Origin of the sequence: Pseudomonas sp. D4002 (assembly GCF_013385665.1) — a bacterium.
GTDB lineage: Bacteria > Pseudomonadota > Gammaproteobacteria > Pseudomonadales > Pseudomonadaceae > Aquipseudomonas.
On record NZ_JACAPN010000020.1, the window covers coordinates 90,256 to 111,067 of the forward strand.

Below are 20,812 nucleotides of genomic sequence, written 5' to 3' on the forward strand. Positions count from 1 at the left end.
CCTATGGCATTAGTCAAATCAGCTGCCACTTGCCTTTAGGGTGTGATGAATTCGAAATAATTGCTTAGACAAGTTTTGATTTGTGTGTTGAGACGCGTGAAAAGGTGCTGGCTCCTTAAAGGATTCGGGAGCCAGCATCGATGCCAAGTGGTAATTCGAGCGTGCGGTTGTGGTGCGCTTTGGGGATGCGGCCCTTCAGCTACCGCACACTACAACAACTTCCATGTAATTATGTCGTTAAGAGTACAATGATGAAACATATTAAATCATGTTAATGATTAACAGCATCTTCCACTCCGATACCACTGTCACGTCGAAACACTAGAGCCCGCCATTTTTCATCAGCATCTATCCGCCGCCGGTAGAGCAAAGATCCCAATACTAGAAAGAGTGCACCGAGTGGAACGGAAATTATTCCTGGGTTTTTCAAACTGATCAGCGGCTTTTCCAAACCAACCAAACTTGTTGTTTGTGTGCCAGTAGCGTCAAATTTATCCTTGTTCGCCTGTAGATTTACGCGTGCCTTGGAAATTTTTGAGGTAAGGGAATCGATTTCGTTCTGGTTGAGGTTTGGCTCATCAAGACGCAGTTTTAGCGTCCGAATTTCGTCAGTTAGGTTATTCATAGCTAACGTAGTATCTGCTCGAATGGCCAATGGGTATTGCATGTTAGGCGAAACGAGTACAAGAGCTATTGCAGTTAACGTTCCACCAAGTACTCCACAGATAACACCAAATATGTTGCAGTGTTTCCAGTAAAGCGTACCTATCAAGGCGGGAAGGTTGGCAGATGCTGCAACGGCATAAGCAAGTGCGACCAACTGTGCCACATTTTGCCCTTTGGCTAACAGGCTCGCGAAAATAGCAACTGCACCTACAATAATCGCTGCAAGTTTCCCTGCAATCATCTGCTGCCGGTCTGTAGCTTCGCCCTTCTTGATTGCTCCTACGTAGATGTCGTGCGCCAGCGACGATGCAGCTGCGAGGGTTAATCCTGCAACGACCGCAACAATTGTAGCGAACGCAACTGCAGCTACTAGGCCAAGCAGTATGTTGCCTGATGCCGTAAGTGATCCGCCTCCGAGGAACTGCGCCAGTAACGGAGCTGCCAGGTTGCCGCCTTTCTCACCAGCGATGATGTTCGAGCTTCCCACATAATAAGCCGCGGCGAAGCCCAGGAAAATTATGAGTAAATGACATGCCCCAATCGCAATCATGGCCCACAGCACAGACTTACGTGCGGTTTGTGCGTCACGAACAGTGAAAAACCGCATGAGAATATGAGGCAATGCGGCGGTACCGAGCGTAAGCGCCAAACCTAACGAAACTTGCTCCATTGGGTTTTTCAGGTACAAGCCCGGCTCGAAGAATGTTTTCGTGACGAGCTTTGCATCCTCACCCGTAACAAGTGCGCGACCATGCGCAAGATAATCGAATAGCGTAGTTTGATTTATCAGCGACTCGAAAAAGGCTGCGATATTGAGATGGAACGGTAAAAGCGCCAGAATTGTTAGCCCTGCACAAGCGGTAAGCAGCAGGCCAGCCTTGATAATTTGTACCCAAGTTGTTGCCGTCATCCCGCCAAGTGTAACGTATGCGAGCATCAGTACCCCAACGACGACGACGGAAACCTCATACTTCACGCCTAGCAAGGCATAGAGCAAGACCGCGCCACCAACAATTTGGGGGATCATGTAAGCAATTACAATTACCACGCTTGACGTAGCGGCCAGGATCTTAGACGTGCGAAAGTCATAACGATACGCAAGTACATCGCCAAATGTATAGCGACCAAGATTTCGACATGGCTCAGCAACAAATAGAAGAACAGGCATTAATGCTACAAAGAAACCTACAAGGTAAATGATGCCGTCAAACCCATAGAGTGCGATTAGACCTGATACCCCAAGAAACGCCGCGGCAGATAGATAGTCGCCAGCAATCGCCAAACCATTCTGAATCCCAGAGATTCCTCCGCCAGCGGTGTAGAAATCACGGGTGCTTTTTCCTTGCTTTGAAGCCAGCCATGTGATGATTAGCGTCAGTAAAATGACCGTCAAAAACGCAGAAAACGCATGAGGCTTGTATTCTTCTGGTACCAAATCTGCTGCATTTGCATGGGCTGTTATTAGCATAACGCCACATCCGGCAGTACAGTGTTTAATTATGTTCATGGTCTGCTCTCCAGGTGCTGGCAAACAACTTTATCTGAGCATCAATGCGCTTCATGCGATATGCATAAATCAACGCGAGACCTCCAACAAAGAAATATTGCGACAATGCAAAGGCAGTTCCTATATTAAGCCCTCCTATCAGCGGTAATACATAGATATCTCGAAACCAGCCTGCGCCAATGATGAAAGCAAAATAGTAAGTGAAGAAGACCGCGCTGAGCGTTATCAACATTCTATTTTTCTCAGCCATGCACTTTTCGAATGAATCGACTGCTGACGATTTTTCGCCCATCCGTAAATCCGCTTGGAATACTTGATGAATGGTGTTCACGATTGCCAGTCCTCCAGAATTCTGGAATAAATATTTACGCACTCATGAATGCGCTCCACGCTGCACCATTCATCTGTTTGATGCGCACAACAGGGCTCTCCGGGGCCTAGTACAATTGCTGGTACGTCGCCAAATACCTCTCTGAGGACAGGACCGTCGGTAAAGAAGGCAACGGTTCGTGCCTGTGATTTCTCACCAGTAACTGACTCGACAGTTTCTGTTACCTGGCGAATCCATAGGTTGGAAAGATCGTTCGAAAGTGCCGGAACGTCGACATCCGCTGAGAGCTGCACTTTATCGCCGATATGGGCTCCAACCTTTCCGCATAGGTCGTGATGCGAGATCCCGCATACGGTGCGAATATCGATGGTGAAGGCGGAGATGTCGGGAACTGAGTTGACATTCATGCCTCCCGTGATCGTGCCAACATTCAAGGTCGGGTTGCCGAGCAATGGATCGACCGGAGTGTCAAAGTCGAATTGCCGCAATTTTTGGATCGCATCTACAGTGTGGTAGATAGCGTTATCACCAAGTTCAGGCATGGCGCCGTGCGCAGTTTTCCCGTTTGCTTTGCCTGTTAGCCAGAGTGCGCCTTTGTGACCAACAACACATCGGTTCGAGGTGGGCTCACCGATGAGTAGTGCACCAACGTCCATGCCGGGCAGGTCAAGCTCACATAAGCGCTTAGCCCCTTCGCAGCCAGTCTCCTCACCAGCGGTCAGTACGACCAAGACTGGTGGCATAAAACCATTCGTAGTCTTGAATCTTTCCAGCGCGCTAAGGAACGCTGCAATACCGCTTTTCATATCTGAAGAGCCGCGACCGTAAAGACGATCGCCTATCACCTCGCCACCTAATGGCTTTTGGGTCCATGGGGCAGCCCCCAATGGGACTGTGTCGAGATGGCCTGTGAAACACAATCTCGATCCGGACGCCGTAGCGTTCCATGCGAGAAGATTAGACCGTCCCTTACCAATCGATTGGACCAGCGTTGCAAGTCCCAATGAGTTTAGAGCCAGCTCCAAAGCATTTACGAGCTCGCCTTCATTGCCGGGGGGATTGATCGTGTTGGTGCAAACCAGGTGTCGCGTCAGTTCTATGGGGTCACGCAGACTTAGGGGCACGATGGGATTCCTATGTTAGGAAACAAGAAGCCGAACCTAGACATGACGGCAGGAATAGCCATGTACTGGTACGTTATTTTTTTTGTACCAGCAGAATTTATAGCGGCACGCCATTCAGGTCAACAGAAAAGGTACAAATGGTCGTCATCAAATACGACCGTATGTCTTAGGCATGAGTCGTGCACCTTTTTTGTCCTAGCATTTTGGCTTCATGCATCTGAACAGTGCGTCATTGTGTGTAGGTTTGTCCCAGTTCGAGTTAGAGTATGTCTACGTGCCTAGGAGTCAGTCGTTCGCTAAACAAAATCCCCCGAGTGGGTTAAGCGATCGCAAAGAGTTAGTCGAGGATTTGTATGTTCAAGCTGCAACCCCATGAAATTGCTGAAGGCAAGGCAGAGTCGATTCGGCGTGCGATTGAGCAGGCCATCCTGGATGATCGTCTTAAGCCTGGTGAAAGCCTTCCCACAGTGCGCAGCCTTGCCGCTGACCTAGGCGTCAACAAAAACACTGTGGTTGTTGCTTATCGTCAATTACAGATGACAGGCTTGGTGGTGTCTGATGGGAGACGCGGTTCGATCGTCGCGAACCAGTCTTCGCCCGGCCCATCGTCCGAATCCGGCCTCCCTCAGATGATGTCGGTGCGTGACGGCAACCCTGATATAGCCTTTCTTCCCGACGAAAACGATATTCGCGACGCGTTCTCTCGTATGAATCTGGAGAATCACCTTTATGGTGAGCAGCGGAATAACCCAGGATTCGTGAAGTGGGCAGTGGAATGCTTCTCGGCTGACGGTGTACCCGTGGATAAGGGCATTTTTGTTTCCGCCGGCGCTCTCGATTTGATCGAGCGCGCCCTCGACGCGGCCGGGCTCGTTCCGGGTGACAAGGTTGGTGTAGAGGATCCCGGCTATATGAGTTTGCTAGCCTTGACGCGCTTGATGGGATTTGAACTGGTACCGCTTACGCTCGATCAGCACGGAATCCTGCCAGAAAGCTTGCAGTCAGCGCTTGATGGGGGCGTAAAGGCCGTTTTGTTTAGTAGCCGTGCACAGAATCCAACCGGCATCTCGACCTCGAAAGAGCGCGCATTGGCACTGAAAGAGATCGCTGCCAATGCCGATGATGTTCTGTTCATAGATGACGATCATTCCAGCCTTCTACAGCTTGCCCCTTACAACTCTTGGCATGTTCGGGATGATGGACCCTGGCTCGTTGTCAGGTCGTTATCCAAATTTTTGGGGCCTGACTATCGACTCGCAGTTTCAACTGGGGACGTTCAGACAATAGAGAGCCTCGAAAACAGACAGGCTGTTGGAATGGGCTGGGTCAGTACGTTCTTGCAACGTTTGGCTCTGCAGCTTCTCACTAGCCCAGCGATGCGCAGAAAATTCAGCTCAGGTGGCGCAGCTTATATCGAGCGCCATACAGCGCTGCTTACTTTGCTGAGGAAAAAGGGTTTTCGCGTGCTTGGAGGGGCAGGGCTTAATCTGTGGTTACCCATCGCCGATGAGCGTGCAGTTGCTGAGCGGCTGTTTGATGCTGGTTGGCTCGTGCGTACGGGGCGTGATTTCTGTGTCGCCCCCCAGTCGGGCATTAGGATCACTTCCTCAAAAATGACTCCGCAACAGAGCATTGTGTTTGTTGACGCACTTCTCGCTGCGCGCCACGCAGTGGCAACGACACTCTCCGCTTGAGCTAGAAGCAACGATCAATGCCACCAAGTACTTTGGTTGGCATTGATCGCCTCGCTCTCCGTGTAGAAAGCTAACCCCCCGCCGTGAACCTACGCTTCGGCCGATGCTTTATTGGCTCGTGCGGCTTGATAAGCGCGAGCAGTTCCGAGACGCTTGGCCGTTATCGGCCCTGCCCGCTCTGTGACCGCGCGCAAAACATTTGAGGGGGCGCTTTTTGGTGAGCCCGCCTGAAATGGCGGTTCCGGATCGTAAGCCATATAGAGTTGTAGCTCTTGGGCTACCGTGTCTCCTCGCAACAACGAAGCCAGTACCAGCGAACCATCTATCCCGGAAGTCACTCCGCCAGCGCTGACAAATTTCCCGTCAATGACAACGCGCTCATCACTTGGGATGGCTCCAAAATACGGGAGTGTTTCCATGGCAGTCCAATGGGTTGTCGCGCGCTTCCCCTCAAGCAGTCCAGCCCCGCCGCACAACAATGCGCCGGTACAAACTGAGAAAACGTACTTTGCGTTTGCGGCTTGCTTTCGGAGAAAAGACAGCACGACCTCATCGTGCATTAAGTCTTCCTGGCCATATCCGCCTGGAACAAGCAGCACGTCGAGTTGTGGAGCCTCATCCAACGTCGTGTCAGCCAGCAACAGCATTCCGAAAAGATCACGAACCGGCTCCTTGTCCTTCCAAATAGTCAAAAAGGTCGAATTTGGCACACGCGCCAACGCTTCGAACGGGCCGGTGAAGTCGCACTGATCCATGTTCGGAAAAATCAGGCCGCCGATAGTCAGATGGGTTTCTAGTGGAATGGTCATGCTTACTCCGACATCATTAAGGTTGTGGTACAACGTTGGTTATGTACCAGTACAATTATAGTCTATTGTCTTACCTGTCAATAAATTTTGGCTCGGCAGCATGGCGTACCAGAGATTTCGGCATGAGGTTTTGCCTCTCAGATCACTGAGGCTGGGCTACTACCCCGGAATATCGGTAACAGCTTTTCGCCCAGTCAAACGCACCCTCGTTAGGTCACTTATGCGCATCCACGTCACTTTCATCGATCGAGTTGGTATCACCCAGGAAGTCCTAGCCCTGCTTTGCGGGCGCAGTTTCAATTTGGATGCTGTGGAGATGGTCCCGCCGAACGTTTACATTGATGCTCCGACGCTTGGTGTCGAGGTGTTGGAAGAGTTGCGAGAGGCCCTTCTCGGAGTGCAAGGCGTTCAGGCGGTGAAAGTGGTCGACATCCTTCCTGGACAGCGTCGACACTTGCAGCTTGATGCGTTGCTTGCCGCCAGTTCCGACCCGGTGCTGGCGGTGGATAAATGCGGCCATGTGCTGTTGGCCAACGCTGCGCTGATTACTTTGTGCGGGTGCGAGCCTGCGGGTGAGTCACTGACCAAGCTGTTCAATGATTCTGATTTGTTGACTTCGCTGATCGAACACGCTTTTCGCTTGCCGATGCGAGAGGTTAGCCTCGGTGGGCAGACCTTGTTGCTCGATGCCATGCCGATCACTGAGGCAGGCGCTTTAATAACGCTCTACCAGCCGAGCCGAATCGTCGAGCGTCTGTCGGCGCTGCGCCATGACCATGCCGATGGGTTTGATGCGCTGCTCGGTGATTCCCCTCCCATTCATCTACTCAAGGCTCGCGCCCATCGCGTGGGAGTGCTCGATGCACCGCTGCTGATTCAAGGCGAAACTGGCACTGGTAAAGAGCTGGTGGCCCGCGCCTGTCATGCGAGCAGCAGTCGGTGTGACGCGCCGTTCCTCGCCTTGAACTGCGCGGCATTGCCAGAGAACCTCGCCGAGAGTGAGCTGTTCGGCTACGCCGCGGGCGCCTTCACCGGCGCGCAACGGGGCGGGAAGCTTGGCCTGCTGGAACTGGCCGATCAAGGTACGGTATTCCTCGACGAAATCGGGGAAATGTCGCCGTATCTGCAAGCTAAGCTGCTGCGTTTTCTGAGCGATGGGTGTTTCCGTCGGGTTGGCGGGGATCGAGAGGTCAAGGTCAACGTAAGGATCCTCAGTGCGACACACCGCAACTTGGATAAAATGGTTAGCGAAGGCCATTTTCGCGAGGACCTGTTCTATCGCCTCAACGTGCTCAACCTGCAGGTGCCGCCGCTGCGCGAGCGCGGCAACGACATCCTGTTGATGGCCCAGCACTTCATGCGGCAGGCCTGTGCGCAGATCCAGCGTCCGATTTGCCACCTGGCACCCAGCACCTTTCCCGCCCTGCTCGGCAATCGCTGGCCGGGCAACGTGCGACAACTGCAAAACGTGATCTTCCGGGCGGCAGCCATTTGTGAAACCCCTCTGGTGGATCTCGACGATCTGGACATTGCGCGCACGGCGGTGGAGCGGCAGAGCACTGCAGAGGTAACGAGCTTGGAGGAGGCTGTCGCAGGTTTTGAGAAAAACCTCCTTGAGCAGCTTTACAGCAGCTATCCCTCCAGCCGGCTACTGGCGGTGCGTTTGCAGACTTCACACAGTGCGATTGCCATCCGACTGCGCAAGTACCGTATTCCCGGTAGGCCTTGAAGTCTTGGGCGGGGTGCATGTTCGTTGCTGCCAAAAGAACACTGTACGCAAATCATTACGCAGTATCGAAATCACGACAAAACCTTTGCGACCTGTCTACCTCGGCTTTCGCTTTCTGCCAGCCCGGACTATTGTATTTATTTCAATACGGCTAATTCTAATTACTGCCTTTAAAAACTCGTAACCATATGATTTAAAACAACTAATTTTAGTTGGCATTGCCCTTGCTAATTCCTCATTGGACGCGCTCGCTACCGAAGTCGAGCCTGCCTATCGCCATCCACCACCCGCCGTGGATGAGTCAGAACAATGAGGATTAGATATGAGCGAATTGCGTTTTACTGAAGATCACGAATGGCTGCGTATCGAAGCTGACGGCACTGTCACCGTCGGTGTCACCGCCTTCGCCCAGCAGGCGCTTGGGGATGTGGTATTCGTCCAGGTCCCGGAGTTGGGAAGTTTTAAAGCCGGTGCTGAGGTCTCGGTGCTTGAATCCGTCAAAGCTGCTAGCACCATCGGCATGCCACTCGCCGGCGACATCGTCGAAGCCAATTCAAAGCTCATTGATACCCCAGAACTGGTCAACGAAGACCCGTTCGGCGAAGGCTGGTTCTTCCGTTTTCAACCTGCTGATCCGGCTGCGCTTGCACGAATGCTTGACCAGGTCGCCTACAACCAACTGATCCAAGACCAGGCCGACGAGTGAGGATGCCCCATGACTGCGCTCCTCGACACCCGTAATGAATTCATCGCTCGCCATATCGGCCCTCGTGCCGATGACGAGCAAGCCATGCTCCTCAGTCTCGGTTTTGAATCCCTGGAAGAGCTGACTGCGAGCGTGATTCCGGACAGTATCAAAGGTACCAGCGTGCTCGGTTTCGAGGACGGCCTGAGCGAAGCTGACGCCCTCGCCGCAATCAAGGCCATCGCTGGCGAGAACCAGTTGTTCAAGACCTTCATCGGCCAGGGTTACTACGGTACCTACACGCCGTCGCCGATCCTGCGCAACCTGCTGGAGAACCCGGCCTGGTACACCGCTTACACCCCATACCAGCCGGAAATTTCTCAGGGTCGTCTCGAAGCGCTGCTGAACTTCCAAACCCTGATCAGCGACCTGACCGGCCTGCCAATCGCCAACGCCTCGCTGCTCGACGAAGCCACCGCTGCTGCTGAAGCGATGACCTTCTGCAAACGCCTGAGCAAGAACAAAGGTAGCCAGGCGTTCTTTGCCTCCGTGCATTGCCACCCGCAAACCCTTGACGTGCTGCGCACCCGTGCAGAGCCGCTGGGCATCGACGTAGTAGTTGGTGACGAGCGTGACCTGAGCGACGTAACACCGTTCTTCGGCGCATTGCTGCAATACCCGGCGAGCAATGGTTACCTGTTCGACTATCGCGAGCTGACCGAGCGATTCCACGCCGCCAACGCGCTGGTCGCGGTGGCCGCCGACCTGCTGGCCCTGACCCTTCTGGCCGCGCCGGGCGAATTTGGCGCTGACGTGGCCATCGGCAGCGCGCAACGCTTCGGTGTGCCACTGGGCTTCGGTGGCCCGCACGCCGCGTACTTCTCCACCCAGGAAACGTTCAAGCGTGACATGCCGGGCCGTCTGGTCGGTGTCTCGGTGGATCGCTTCGGCGAGCCGGCGCTGCGCTTGGCGATGCAAACCCGCGAGCAACACATCCGCCGTGAGAAAGCCACTAGCAACATCTGCACCGCGCAAGTGCTGCTGGCCAACATTGCCGGCATGTACGCCGTGTACCACGGCCCGAAAGGCCTGACGCAGATCGCTCAGCGTGTGCATCACCTGACCGCGATTCTGGCCAAAGGTTTAAGCACTTTGGGTTTGAACGTCGAACAAGCCAATTTCTTCGACACGCTGACGATCAAAACTGGCGGGCAAACCTCATCCTTGCACGTGCGGGCTCATTCACAACAGATCAACCTGCGCGTCGTGGATGCTGAACGTCTGGGCTTGTCTCTCGATGAAACCAGCACCCAGGCCGACGTTGAGAATCTGTGGAGTTTGCTGGCTGAAGGCAGCGCGCTGCCGGACTTCGCCACTCTTGCTACGAGCGTGCAAAGCACCATCCCGGTGGCCTTGGTGCGCAAATCTCGAATCCTCAGTCACCCGGTGTTCAACCGTTATCACTCGGAAACTGAGCTGATGCGCTACCTGCGCAAGTTGGCGGACAAGGACCTGGCATTGGATCGCACCATGATCCCGCTGGGCTCGTGCACCATGAAACTCAATGCTGCCAGTGAAATGATCCCTGTGACCTGGGCCGAGTTCGGCGCCCTGCACCCGTTCGCTCCGGCCGAGCAAAGCGCCGGCTACCAGCAACTGACCGATGAACTGGAAGCGATGCTGTGCGCCGCCACCGGTTACGACTCGATCTCGCTGCAACCGAACGCCGGTTCCCAGGGTGAGTACGCAGGCCTCTTGGCAATCCGCGCCTACCACCAGAGCCGTGGCGAAGACCGTCGCGACATCTGCCTGATCCCGTCGTCGGCCCACGGTACCAACCCGGCTACCGCGCAAATGGCTGGCATGCGTGTGGTTGTCACCGCGTGCGACGCCCGTGGCAACGTCGACATCGAAGACCTGCGTGCCAAGGCCATCGAGCACCGCGAACACCTCGCCGCACTGATGATCACCTACCCGTCGACCCACGGCGTGTTCGAAGAAGGCATCCGCGAAATCTGCGGCATCATTCATGACCACGGTGGTCAGGTGTACATCGACGGCGCCAACATGAACGCCATGGTCGGCCTCTGCGCACCGGGCAAGTTCGGCGGCGACGTGTCGCACCTGAACCTGCACAAGACTTTCTGCATCCCCCACGGCGGTGGCGGCCCGGGCGTTGGCCCGATCGGCGTCAAGTCGCACCTGACCCCGTTCCTGCCGGGTCACGCGCACATGGAGCGCAAGGAAGGCGCGGTCTGTGCGGCACCGTTCGGCAGCGCGAGCATCCTGCCGATCACCTGGATGTACATCCGCATGATGGGCGGTGCCGGCCTCAAGCGCGCCTCGCAGTTGGCGATCCTCAATGCCAACTACATCTCCCGTCGCCTGGAAGAGCACTACCCCGTGCTGTACACCGGCAGCAACGGCCTGGTGGCCCACGAGTGCATTCTCGACCTGCGCCCGCTGAAAGACAGCAGCGGCATCAGCGTCGACGACGTGGCCAAGCGCCTGATCGACTTCGGCTTCCACGCCCCGACCATGTCATTCCCGGTGGCCGGCACGTTGATGATCGAGCCGACCGAAAGCGAATCCAAGGAAGAACTGGACCGTTTCTGCGACGCCATGATCCGCATCCGCGAAGAAATCCGTGCGGTGGAAAACGGCACCCTGGACAGGGATGACAACCCGCTGAAAAACGCCCCGCACACCGCTGCGGAACTGGTTGGCAAGTGGTCGCACCCGTACAGCCGCGAGAAGGCGGTTTACCCGCTCTACACCTTGGTCGACGGCAAGTACTGGCCGCCGGTTGGCCGGGTGGACAACGTGTTTGGCGATCGCAACCTGATCTGTGCCTGCCCGTCCATCGCCGACTACGCCTGAAAACAACAGAGGATCACACCATGTTTAGCAAACACGACCAGATCAAAGGCTACGACGACGAACTGCTAGCCGCGATTAATGCCGAGGACGTGCGGCAAGAACATCACATCGAGTTGATCGCCTCGGAAAACTACACCAGTCAACGGGTGATGGAGGCGCAAGGCAGTGGTCTGACCAACAAGTATGCCGAAGGCTATCCCGGCAAGCGCTATTACGGTGGTTGCGAGCACGTCGACGTGGTCGAACAACTGGCCATCGACCGTGCAAAGCAATTGTTCGGCGCCGATTACGCGAACGTCCAACCGCATTCCGGCAGCCAAGCAAACGCGGCAGTGTTCTTGGCGCTGCTCCAAGCCGGTGACACTGTGCTGGGCATGAGCCTGGCCCATGGCGGGCATTTGACCCACGGCGCCAAAGTGAGTTTTTCCGGCAAACTCTACAACGCTAAGGAGTACGGTATCGACGTCCGTACCGGACTGATCGACTACGATGAAGTCGAGCGCTTGGCCGTCGAGCACCAGCCGAAGATGATCATCGCCGGCTTCTCGGCTTACTCCAAAACCCTGGACTTCCCGCGCTTCCGCCAGATTGCCGACAAGGTCGGTGCTTACTTGTTCGTCGATATGGCCCATTTCGCCGGGCTGGTGGCGGTCGGGTTGTACCCGAGTCCGCTGCCTTACGCCGACGTGGTCACCACCACGACCCACAAGACTCTGCGCGGACCGCGCGGTGGCTTGATTCTGGCCAAGTCCAATCCTGACCTGGAGAAAAAGCTCAATGCCGCCGTATTCCCCGGTGGCCAGGGTGGCCCACTGATGCACGTGATCGCCGCCAAAGCCGTGTGTTTCAAGGAAGCGTTGGAGCCGGAGTTCAAGTCCTATCAGGCGCAGGTGATCCGCAATGCCCAAGCCATGGCGAACGTATTTATCGAGCGCGGTTATGACGTGGTGTCTGATGGCACCGACAACCATCTGTTCCTGGTTAGCCTGATCCGGCAGCGTCTGACCGGCAAGGACGCCGATGCGGCCCTAGGTCGCGTCGGCATTACCGTGAACAAGAACGCCGTGCCCAACGATCCGCAATCGCCGTTTGTGACCTCCGGGTTGCGCATCGGCACGCCAGCGATTACCAGCCGCGGCTTCAAAGAGGCCCAGAGTATCGAAGTGGCTGGCTGGATTTGCGACATCCTCAACCACCTCGGCGATGCTGATGTCGAGGCCCACATCGCCCGACAAGTCGCTGCCTTGTGCAGCGACTTCCCGGTGTATCGCAGCTGAGTTACTGAACTCCATAAGCGCAGGAACGAGTTGAGCCGTTCCTGCACTCGAACTTCATTTTGGAATTATTCGATGCCACGAATCATCAAGCGTGAGGCGGTTAATCCGCTCCCACAAAAATATGGGTCAAACCGAAGATTGCGCCAATTCCTCTAATAAGAAACCGGAGAACAACCATGTCGTTAAGCGTGTTCGACCTGTTCAAGATTGGCATTGGCCCCTCCAGCTCCCACACCGTCGGCCCGATGCGCGCGGCTGCCCGTTTTGCCGAAGGCTTGCGCCGTGAAGGGCTGCTGGCCGCTACCACCTGCGTCAAGGTCGAGCTTTACGGCTCACTCGGCGCCACCGGCAAAGGCCACGGCAGCGACAAGGCTGTGCTGCTCGGCCTGGAAGGTGAACACCCGGACACCGTGAACACCGAAACCGTCGCCGCCCGTCTGCAAGGGATTCGTGGCAACGGACGCTTGAGCCTGCTCGGCGAACACAGCATTGCGTTCAACGAGAAAGAACACCTGGCGATGATTCGCAAACCGCTGGCTTATCACCCCAACGGCATGATCTTTCGCGCCTTCGACGCGGCTGGCCTGCAAATCCGCAGTCGCGAGTATTACTCGGTGGGCGGTGGTTTCGTGGTCGATGAAGACGCCGCCGGCGCCGATCGCATCGTCGAAGACGCCACTCCCCTGACCTTCCCGTTCAAAAGCGCCAAGGACCTGCTCGGTCATTGCGCCACGTATGGCTTATCGATCAGCCAGGTGATGCTGACCAACGAAAGTGCCTGGCGCCCGGAAGCGGAGACCCGTGCCGGCCTGCTGAACATCTGGCAAGTGATGCAGGACTGCGTCGACGCCGGTTGCCGCAACGAAGGCATCCTGCCCGGCGGGCTGAAGGTAAAACGTAGAGCGGCGGCGTTGCACCGGCAACTGTGCAAGACCCCGGAATCGTCCCTGCGCGATCCGCTGTCGGTGCTCGACTGGGTCAACCTGTACGCCCTCGCGGTCAACGAGGAAAACGCCAACGGCGGGCGCGTGGTCACGGCGCCTACCAACGGCGCAGCGGGCATCATCCCGGCCGTTTTGCACTACTACATGCGCTTCATTCCCGGCGCCAACGAAGACGGCGTCGTGCGTTTTCTGCTGACCGCCGCCGCCATCGGCATTCTCTACAAGGAAAACGCCTCGATCTCCGGTGCCGAAGTCGGCTGCCAGGGTGAAGTCGGCGTGGCTTGCTCCATGGCGGCCGGTGCCTTGTGCGAAGTGCTGGGCGGCACCGTGCAACAAGTGGAAAACGCCGCCGAAATTGGCATGGAACACAACCTCGGCCTGACCTGCGACCCGATCGGCGGGCTGGTGCAAGTGCCTTGCATCGAGCGCAACGCCATGGGTTCGGTGAAAGCCATCAATGCGGTGCGCATGGCGTTGCGCGGCGACGGTCAGCACTTTGTCTCCCTCGACAAGGTCATCCGCACCATGCGCCAGACCGGCGCCGACATGAAAAGCAAATACAAAGAAACCGCCCGTGGCGGATTGGCGGTCAACATTATCGAGTGCTGATGCGCGCATCAGCCAACTTTTTCAGGAGCTGGATATGTCCACCGAACAACTGTTGAAAACCCCGTTGCACACACTGCACCTCGAACTCGGCGCCCGCATGGTGCCGTTTGCCGGCTACGACATGCCGGTGCAATACCCGCTAGGAGTGATGAAAGAACACCTGCACACCCGCGACCAGGCCGGGCTGTTCGATGTCTCGCACATGGGCCAGATCCGCCTCACCGGCACCAATGCCGCCAAGGCCCTAGAAACCCTGGTGCCGGTGGACATCATTGATCTGCCGGTGGGCATGCAGCGCTACGCCATGTTCACCAACGAGACCGGCGGCATCCTCGATGACCTGATGGTCGCCAACCTCGGTAACGACGAGCTGTTCCTGGTGGTCAACGCCGCCTGCAAGGATCAGGACCTGGCGCACCTGCGTCAGCACATCGGTGATCAGTGCACCATCGAGCCGCTGTTTGAAGAGCGCGCGCTGCTGGCGTTGCAAGGTCCGGCCGCCGTCACCGTGCTCGCGCGCCTGGCACCGGAAGTGGCGAAGATGACCTTCATGCAGTTCGCCCGCTTGCAACTTCTGGGTGTGGAGTGCTTTATCAGTCGCTCGGGTTACACCGGCGAGGACGGTTTCGAAATCTCCGTACCGGCCAATTACGCTCAGCATCTGGCCCGCGCCCTACTGAATGAGCCGGAGATTGAGGCCATCGGCCTTGGCGCCCGCGACTCATTGCGCCTGGAGGCCGGCCTGTGTCTCTACGGTCACGACATGAGCATTGATACCACCCCGATCGAAGCCAGCTTGTTGTGGGCCATCTCTAAGACGCGACGAGCCGATGGCACCCGTGCCGGTGGCTTCCCGGGCGCTGAAACCGTATTCACCCAACTGCAAGCCGGTGTCAGCCGCAAGCGCGTAGGCCTCTTGCCGCAGGAGCGTACGCCAGTTCGTGAAGGGGCACAGATTATCGATATAGCTGGCGACGTTATCGGGATAGTTTGCAGTGGAGGTTTCGGCCCAACGCTAAATGCTCCTTTGGCGATTGGCTATGTGAACAGCGCCCACTTGTTAAGCAACGACGATGTCTGGGCGGTAGTGCGCGGAAAACATGTTCCGATGAAAATTGCCAAAACACCGTTTGTACCACAACGCTACTTCCGAGGCTGATGCCTCATTGTTATGAGTTGATGGAGAGCGTATGAGCACACTACAAAAAACATCCCAAGCGTCCCAAGTGAAAGTGGAGGTAGGGGTTAAATTACGTGGCGCGGAAAAGGTCGCTCGAATTCCGGTTAAAATCATTCCAACCGATGAATTTCCACGTAAGCCGGATTGGATACGAGTACAAATTCCGGTCAGTCCCGAGGTAGAGCGTGTTAAGCAAATTCTTCGTAAGCACAAACTACACAGTGTGTGCGAAGAAGCGTCCTGTCCGAACTTGGGTGAGTGTTTTTCTGGAGGCACGGCAACCTTCATGATCATGGGTGACATCTGCACCCGTCGCTGTCCGTTCTGCGATGTCGGTCACGGTCGCCCAAAGCCCTTAGACGCTGATGAACCCCGCAACTTGGCGATTGCCATTGCTGACCTGCGCCTGAAGTACGTGGTCATTACCTCGGTCGATCGCGATGACTTGCGCGATGGTGGCGCCCAGCACTTTGTCGATTGCCTACGCGAAATCCGTAAGCTATCGCCAGGTGTTCAGCTGGAGACCTTGGTCCCGGATTATCGTGGCCGTATGGACGTCGCCTTGCAGATAACAACCAGTGAGCCACCCGACGTATTCAACCACAACCTCGAGACTGTACCGCGCCTGTATAAAGCGGTACGACCGGGTTCGGATTTCGAGTGGTCCCTGGATCTCTTGAAAAAGTTCAAGCTGCTAGTACCGAATGTACCGACCAAGTCAGGCCTCATGCTGGGGCTTGGGGAAACCAATGAGGAAGTCATCGATGTCATGAGACGCCTGCGTGAGCATGACGTTGACATGCTTACCCTTGGCCAGTACTTGCAGCCTTCGCGTAATCATTTGCCAGTTCAGCGTTTTGTTCATCCGGACGAATTTGCCTGGTTCGCGGAGGAAGGTAGCCGGATAGGCTTCAAGAATGTTGCATCCGGACCGTTGGTGCGCTCGTCCTACCATGCCGATCAACAAGTTGAAAAACCAAGAATCGATAGCCTGATTTGCCATTAATTTTCTCGGGTTAATTGTATAGATCGGTTGCTGCGACGCTCACAGCCAAGCTACACATGCGAGTGCTGTGGGGGGGGGGCCAAAACCGCCGCCCCTGTCTACCCGTCACATGAAGTTAGTCCAGCTAAGAAAAATTACCTCGCCTACAAATAAACGCGGCACGCATCGACATAAAGAATCACCTGCGACAACTCGCCACAGATAGCGCGCCTGGCCCTCAGGCGCACCTCACCTCAAAGATTAGGCCGTCTGGTGCGGCGGCCTGTCGCACTTGGGGTGTCAAAACACTCTTATTAAACTCAAAACGCCTTCGTGATGTGCTTTCTGCCAAGCGGAGAATGAACTGGTAATGCTCATCCGCAACGGATTGACTCTGCCCCTGCGAAGGCGTCGCGTGATTATAAAAATGCCCAACGAGGTCCACCGTGAAAAAAATATTGGCAGCTGTTTGTTTACTCGTACTTTCAAATGCTTATGCCGCCCAAGAGCCTGAAGCGGTGTTCAGCCGCTCCTGCACTATGTGCCATAACGGCCAGTCACCCATGGCTCCAAAAAAAGGTGATCAAGTGGCTTGGAAACCACGCTTGGAGCAAGGCACCGACGTATTGGTCAAGCACGTGACCGAGGGTTTTAAAGCCATGCCACCACGGGGATTGTGCACGGACTGTAGCGCCGAAGATTACAAAGCCGTGATTGCCTGGATGTCCAAGTAGGGTTAGCGGTAGGGATGGCAGCTTGCTGCCACCCACTCGCTAATATCTGTGACTGCGGAATTACCGCGTATCGATCATGATGGTGTCCTTAGAAACTGGCCGTCAGCGTCAGGTACGCTGAACGTGGTTGAGTGGGTAGAACCACTGGGGAGCCCATATATTGATAGGTTTCAAAGACTTTGCGACCTGTCAGGTTTACCGCCGAAACCGAGATCGTGTAGCGGTCGAAATCGTAGGAAGTCTGCGCATCCAGCAGTGCGTAGCCTGGTACGGATACCGTATTAGGCAGGGTCAGCTCACGCGCACTGACTGCCGTAATACCGGCACCGAAGCCCAGTCCTTTAGCGGCGCCATCAAGTATCCGATAGCGGGCTGCGAGGCGACCACTGTGCCGTGGTACGCGAGGCAGTCCATCACCGACCGGAATCGAGTTGTCCTCTGTGATTTCTGCCTGGGTGTAGGCGTAGTTACCCAGCAATGAAAAATCGGGGGTCGGTTCCCAAACCAGATCCGCTTCTACCCCGCGAGCGCGTTGTTCGCCGCTCTGTACCGAGTAACCCAGAATCGCGTAGGTAGGGTCAGGATCAGGGGTGGACACATTACGACGCGTCTGCTCGAACATGGCGAGAGTGCCAGAAATGCCCAGATCGTTGAACGCCAGTTTGACGCCCGCCTCATAATTGCGAGACAGCTCAGGCTTGGGTGTCTCGTTACCAGTGAAGTTGAACGCCCCCCTGAAACCGGTGGAATACGACGTGTAGAGCGCAAGACTTTCGGTCAGGTCATAGCTGATGCCAAACCGTGGTGTCAAACGACGATATGAAGTATCTACACCTTGCTCTTGTTGGTTGATGTCGAGCTGGGTCAATCGCAACGACTCCAACAAGTGCAAACGGCCATAGGTCGCTTGATCCTGAACGTATAAGGCCTTCGTCTCGTAACGGTTGGTCTGGGACACGATTGTTTCGGGCGTCGCGCCGTAGGAAATCCCATATCCCGGATTGGCAAGGTCAAGCTCACCGATGGGTTCAACGCCGGACATCCCCGAGTTGAAGTGAGTGTTGTCGTAATTGATACCAACCAGTAACTCATGATCTCCGCCCAGTGCTTCGACTTTGGAGCCTAGGTTGGTATCCAGTGTGCTTTCCCGGATGTTCGTGGGCAGGTAAAGCTTGAATATCGGGTAAACCGTGGGTGTCGTGGGATTCGGTCCCAGAAGGTCCGGATATACAAGGCTGCCATAATCACGAACTTTGCCCTCGTAATACTGAGCGCTGACGGTCAGTCGTGTGTCGTCATTAAGCTCATGCGTGAGCTCGGCGGTGGTTGTTCGATTCTCGATAGTGGTGTGAGGCTGTCCGTTGGTCGCTCCTGGGAAGGCGTTGCGATCAATCTGCCCGCTCAATGCTTGGGCGGCTGGCAGGCCGGAATATTCGAGCTGGCTGCGATTCTCGTATTGGCCGCGCAGTAACAGTTCAGTCTCTGGCGATAGCTGGAACGCGATGCTTGGTTGTATCGACCACTGATGGCCGTTGACGTGGTCAATCCAGCTGTCATTTTCTTGATAGTCAGCGGCAATCCGTGCGGCGACCTTGTCGCCGATGGGTGTGTTGAGATCCAGCGAAGGATTCACTGTGCCGAAGCTACCAGTGCGCATCGACAGCAGTGCACTTGGCTCGGTCTCGGGCCGTTTAGACACTACGTTGATCAAACCACCCAGCGGTGCGCCGATACCCCCGCCGTACAACGCTGATGTTGGGCCTTTGAGTACCTCAATGCGCTCGGTGCCTATGAGGCTGGTCGGGTCGATGCTCGCTGCCGTGCCGCCAAATGCAGGCAGCCCGTTCATGTAAATTTCCGCCGGAAAACCGCGCACAATTGGCTGAGCGAACAGTGCCTCTTGCGGCTTGGTTGCTCTTACCCCTGAGACGTTAACCAGCGCGTCAGCAAGCGAATGACTGTCCTGCTCCTTGAGCATCGTTTGCGTTACAACTTGAACGGATTGCGGGACTTCGACCAGGGGCGTGTCGGTACGAGTGGCCGACGCAGAAGATGGTGCGCTGTAGCCTTCACGCGCCCCAGAAACGTTTATGGTTTCCAACGTCCAAATCTGTGATTGATCGGATGTTGGGGGTACATCCACGGCACCGTCTTGTGGGTGCGCAATGACCGGTAATGCTAGCCCCAGAAACACGCAAAAGGCATGGCGCCAACGCAGACGCGATGGATCAATGTAAAACAGCGGCCCGTTCTTGTCCGAGTACATGGGATCTTCCGATAAAAGTCATTTGAAGCAGAACGCGCAGAGGGATTCGGCGTCGGCGGACTCAAAAGCCGGTCGATGCAGAGTCGGCAATGCGCGTTCAGCCAAAAGTGGGTATGACGTTCAACGATCGAATCGGTGGCGCTCGGCTTCTTGCACCGAGGAATATCGGTGGCGCTGCTTGCTGGGGAATTAAGTGAGTAGAAAAAAGCTGTAACGGTGGAACATTAAGTTGAAACCTGGACAGGTTTGACTCGGCGAGAGCGGGATGCTGGAACAGAAGAGAGCAATATCCGCATTTTTCCCACACGACCAGATCATGGGTCTTGCCGGCAGAAGCATGGTGAGACTTCTGGCTCGTGCCAAGCATGTCGTGGCACTCCATGCCAGCCATGCTCATTGGTTGACTTTTGCCATGGGAAAGGCTGATCCCCTGACTGATCAGGGGGCCGGCAAAAATCATCAGTATGGCGAACAGGCTCAGCCATGCTCCGATAATGTGACGCTTACGCATTAGCAGGGCTTCTGCTCATCACGCGCAGCCTTCGATACCTGCGTCTGCCGCTCGTATTCGGGGATGGGCAACCACCGTCGAAACCCGGCACCCCCTTTCCCCGTCAGAGGACACCAGGAAAAATCCCAGAGTGCCGGTGGGAAATCCTCTTTTTCAGGGTCAACACCAGCGATAGAACGAGGCGCTACTTTCCAGTCAAACACCCTCATCGGCGAGCCTTGCCAAGCCAACACCAGTCCTCGTGCTTGGCTATCGTCAGTATTTATCCACCGGGCCGCTGCCGCAGTCATGAAGGCATCAATGTGTTCTTCGTGGATGTGCGCCCGATAGGTCGACGTGAGCAACCAACGGCAGACACTCAGGTAGTAAGTCCAATTCAGCGACGGATGATTGCGGTACGCCCAGGTCATAAAACTGCGAAATATGTTCAAGCCGTCTGGTGGATCTAGCTTGAGCAGCCCCGGACACACATCGAACAACGTATGCCAATAAGGCAGCAATCTGGCATCCAGTTGAACAAAGCTGCGTGCGTTGCAGGGATAGTCTGGAAACGGCAATAGGTAGTCGCCACGACTGTTTATGCGCGACGTTTTGCTAACCAGCCGCGAAACGCCTGAAGGAATAACTACAGAGCGCATAGCAGCCTCCATGCCATCGCCGCTTGCGATTTATTGAATGCAGGAAAACTGAAAGTCAGACCTTCGGGAGCACTGGAACTGCAACCGGAGTGATTAATAACGCGAGACATACTGCCTTCTCTACAAGACCATTGGAGGGCGTTCAACGGCAGTCGCTGCAGCGACGACCTAGCGTAAACGGACGACAACAAACGAGCGGTGGCGGACAAATCGAGCCAGCCCCCGTGGAAGCGTTAACTGAGG

16 protein-coding genes are annotated in these 20,812 nt (G+C 55.7%); 9 read left to right on the forward strand and 7 right to left on the reverse strand.

The window, feature by feature from the left end; genetic code table 11:
- Positions 1-271 precede the first annotated feature (271 nt).
- The 3 genes from HX824_RS14645 to HX824_RS14655 are packed head-to-tail and all read right to left on the reverse strand — an operon-like array spanning position 272 to position 3,628.
- Positions 272-2,173, reverse strand: coding sequence for a cation acetate symporter (locus HX824_RS14645; RefSeq protein ID WP_177054714.1), 1,902 nt, complete (start codon positions 2,171-2,173; stop codon positions 272-274).
- Positions 2,160-2,504 carry a DUF485 domain-containing protein gene (locus HX824_RS14650; protein ID WP_168426229.1) on the reverse strand — a complete coding sequence of 115 codons (345 nt, stop codon included), beginning with the start codon at positions 2,502-2,504 and terminating at the stop codon, positions 2,160-2,162. The genes HX824_RS14645 and HX824_RS14650 overlap by 14 nt, the downstream gene beginning before the upstream one ends.
- Entirely contained in the window at positions 2,501-3,628 is a 1,128-nt protein-coding gene (locus HX824_RS14655) for a M20 family metallopeptidase (RefSeq protein WP_218180479.1), read from the reverse strand. The genes HX824_RS14650 and HX824_RS14655 overlap by 4 nt, the downstream gene beginning before the upstream one ends.
- Before the next feature lie 353 nt (positions 3,629-3,981).
- Here HX824_RS14655 and HX824_RS14660 point away from each other — a divergent pair, with 353 nt between their 5' ends.
- Positions 3,982-5,322, forward strand: coding sequence for an aminotransferase class I/II-fold pyridoxal phosphate-dependent enzyme (locus HX824_RS14660; RefSeq protein WP_177054715.1), 1,341 nt, complete (start codon positions 3,982-3,984; stop codon positions 5,320-5,322).
- Between the two features lie 89 nt (positions 5,323-5,411).
- Here the strand turns inward: HX824_RS14660 and HX824_RS14665 are convergent, their stop codons facing one another.
- Positions 5,412-6,131 (reverse strand): DJ-1/PfpI family protein, encoded by a 720-nt coding sequence (locus HX824_RS14665; protein ID WP_177054716.1) that lies wholly within the window; start codon positions 6,129-6,131, stop codon positions 5,412-5,414.
- A gap of 220 nt (positions 6,132-6,351) precedes the next feature.
- Here HX824_RS14665 and HX824_RS14670 point away from each other — a divergent pair, with 220 nt between their 5' ends.
- From HX824_RS14670 to HX824_RS14705, 8 genes are all read left to right on the forward strand, one after another.
- The gene (locus tag HX824_RS14670; protein WP_177054717.1) at positions 6,352-7,860 is read left to right on the forward strand and encodes a sigma-54-dependent transcriptional regulator; all 1,509 of its coding nucleotides are present in this window, start codon (positions 6,352-6,354) and stop codon (positions 7,858-7,860) included.
- A gap of 322 nt (positions 7,861-8,182) precedes the next feature.
- Positions 8,183-8,566: a glycine cleavage system protein GcvH gene (gene gcvH / locus HX824_RS14675; RefSeq protein ID WP_177054718.1), complete on the forward strand. Its 384-nt coding sequence runs from the start codon at positions 8,183-8,185 to the stop codon at positions 8,564-8,566.
- A 9-nt stretch (positions 8,567-8,575) separates the two neighbouring features.
- Positions 8,576-11,425: an aminomethyl-transferring glycine dehydrogenase gene (gene gcvP, locus HX824_RS14680; protein ID WP_177054719.1), complete on the forward strand. Its 2,850-nt coding sequence runs from the start codon at positions 8,576-8,578 to the stop codon at positions 11,423-11,425.
- A gap of 20 nt (positions 11,426-11,445) precedes the next feature.
- Positions 11,446-12,702, forward strand: a complete 1,257-nt coding sequence (gene glyA / locus HX824_RS14685) for a serine hydroxymethyltransferase (RefSeq protein ID WP_177054720.1) — start codon at positions 11,446-11,448, stop codon at positions 12,700-12,702.
- Positions 12,703-12,878: 176 nt separating this feature from the next.
- On the forward strand, positions 12,879-14,255 hold the full coding sequence (locus tag HX824_RS14690) for an L-serine ammonia-lyase (protein ID WP_177054721.1): 1,377 nt from the start codon (positions 12,879-12,881) through the stop codon (positions 14,253-14,255).
- A 34-nt stretch (positions 14,256-14,289) separates the two neighbouring features.
- Complete coding sequence (gene gcvT / locus HX824_RS14695; protein ID WP_177054722.1) at positions 14,290-15,414, forward strand: glycine cleavage system aminomethyltransferase GcvT; 1,125 nt, start codon at positions 14,290-14,292, stop codon at positions 15,412-15,414.
- A gap of 31 nt (positions 15,415-15,445) precedes the next feature.
- Positions 15,446-16,441, forward strand: a complete 996-nt coding sequence (lipA, locus tag HX824_RS14700) for a lipoyl synthase (RefSeq protein ID WP_177054723.1) — start codon at positions 15,446-15,448, stop codon at positions 16,439-16,441.
- A 425-nt stretch (positions 16,442-16,866) separates the two neighbouring features.
- Complete coding sequence (locus HX824_RS14705) at positions 16,867-17,154, forward strand: c-type cytochrome (protein WP_177054724.1); 288 nt, start codon at positions 16,867-16,869, stop codon at positions 17,152-17,154.
- A gap of 88 nt (positions 17,155-17,242) precedes the next feature.
- On the opposite strand, the gene HX824_RS14710 is transcribed toward HX824_RS14705, so the two are convergent.
- The 3 genes from HX824_RS14710 to HX824_RS14720 all read right to left on the reverse strand — a co-directional run bounded on the left by HX824_RS14710 (position 17,243) and on the right by HX824_RS14720 (position 20,569).
- Entirely contained in the window at positions 17,243-19,420 is a 2,178-nt protein-coding gene (locus HX824_RS14710) for a TonB-dependent siderophore receptor (protein ID WP_177054725.1), read from the reverse strand.
- A gap of 97 nt (positions 19,421-19,517) precedes the next feature.
- A complete protein-coding gene (locus tag HX824_RS14715; protein WP_177054726.1) occupies positions 19,518-19,931 on the reverse strand; it encodes a DUF2946 domain-containing protein in 414 nt (137 codons plus the stop codon).
- A complete protein-coding gene (locus tag HX824_RS14720) occupies positions 19,931-20,569 on the reverse strand; it encodes a putative natural product biosynthesis protein (protein WP_177054727.1) in 639 nt (212 codons plus the stop codon). Before HX824_RS14720 ends, HX824_RS14715 begins: the two co-directional genes overlap by 1 nt.
- Positions 20,570-20,812: the final 243 nt, after the last annotated feature.

Excerpts from the sequence above, each read along its gene's own strand:
- HX824_RS14645 (WP_177054714.1), bottom strand. The coding sequence starts at position 2,173 with ATGAACATAATTAAACACTGTACTGCCGGATGTGGCGTTATGCTAATA.
- HX824_RS14660 (WP_177054715.1), top strand. The coding sequence starts at position 3,982 with ATGTTCAAGCTGCAACCCCATGAAATTGCTGAAGGCAAGGCAGAGTCG.
- HX824_RS14665 (WP_177054716.1), bottom strand. The coding sequence starts at position 6,131 with ATGACCATTCCACTAGAAACCCATCTGACTATCGGCGGCCTGATTTTT.
- HX824_RS14670 (WP_177054717.1), top strand. The coding sequence starts at position 6,352 with ATGCGCATCCACGTCACTTTCATCGATCGAGTTGGTATCACCCAGGAA.
- gcvH (WP_177054718.1), top strand. The coding sequence starts at position 8,183 with ATGAGCGAATTGCGTTTTACTGAAGATCACGAATGGCTGCGTATCGAA.
- gcvP (WP_177054719.1), top strand. The coding sequence starts at position 8,576 with ATGACTGCGCTCCTCGACACCCGTAATGAATTCATCGCTCGCCATATC.
- glyA (WP_177054720.1), top strand. The coding sequence starts at position 11,446 with ATGTTTAGCAAACACGACCAGATCAAAGGCTACGACGACGAACTGCTA.
- HX824_RS14690 (WP_177054721.1), top strand. The coding sequence starts at position 12,879 with ATGTCGTTAAGCGTGTTCGACCTGTTCAAGATTGGCATTGGCCCCTCC.
- gcvT (WP_177054722.1), top strand. The coding sequence starts at position 14,290 with ATGTCCACCGAACAACTGTTGAAAACCCCGTTGCACACACTGCACCTC.
- lipA (WP_177054723.1), top strand. The coding sequence starts at position 15,446 with ATGAGCACACTACAAAAAACATCCCAAGCGTCCCAAGTGAAAGTGGAG.
- HX824_RS14710 (WP_177054725.1), bottom strand. The coding sequence starts at position 19,420 with ATGTACTCGGACAAGAACGGGCCGCTGTTTTACATTGATCCATCGCGT.
- HX824_RS14715 (WP_177054726.1), bottom strand. The coding sequence starts at position 19,931 with ATGCGTAAGCGTCACATTATCGGAGCATGGCTGAGCCTGTTCGCCATA.
- HX824_RS14720 (WP_177054727.1), bottom strand. The coding sequence starts at position 20,569 with ATGCGCTCTGTAGTTATTCCTTCAGGCGTTTCGCGGCTGGTTAGCAAA.